The sequence below is a fragment of the Psychrobacter glacincola genome (genome assembly GCF_904846215.1).
Classification (GTDB): domain Bacteria; phylum Pseudomonadota; class Gammaproteobacteria; order Pseudomonadales; family Moraxellaceae; genus Psychrobacter; species Psychrobacter glacincola.
The window spans coordinates 1-549 of the sequence record NZ_CAJGZK010000105.1; the positions used below are offsets into that span (position 1 = coordinate 1).

The 549-nt window shown below is 50.8% G+C and carries 1 protein-coding gene; it reads right to left on the minus strand.

The genetic code is table 11. The features are described from left to right. A partial coding sequence (locus JMW90_RS13630; protein ID WP_201564779.1) for a DUF7125 family protein occupies positions 1–549 on the minus strand: 549 nt, incomplete at both ends.

The window sequence follows — 549 nt, forward strand, 5'->3', positions numbered from 1 at the left end:
ATTGGTGGCTGCTCTTGAGTCAAGGCAGCACAAATAGTCTCGACATTGGTTTCAGCAAGCACACGAAGTCTGTCCGCAGGCAAATCCAAGCGCTTTGCCCGCATAGCAACCTGTGCCAATGATTCCTCACCAGTCACATACAAAGCGCTTCCTGCCAGTGAATCCGCTTTTGCCATATTGGTCGCGGTTTGCAATAGAATGGTCGATTTTCCGATACCGGGATCACCACCAATCAGTACCACAGAACCTGCAACCAATCCACCGCCCAACACACGATCAAATTCACTAATACCCGTCGGCAACCTAGTATCTAAACCTACGCTCACCGCATTGAGCGGCATCACAGCACTATGCGTTCCTGCATAATTGCCCGCCGGTGTACCAGCACCACTTGCATTACGAGGTATGGCGCGACCAGCATTGGGCTTTGCTACGTTTTTATTATGATGTGGCATACTGACGTTAGGCGCTTCAGTCAAGGTATTCCATTCGCCGCAATCACTGCATTGCCCTGCCCACTTGCCAAAATTAGCACCGCAAGCTTGACAG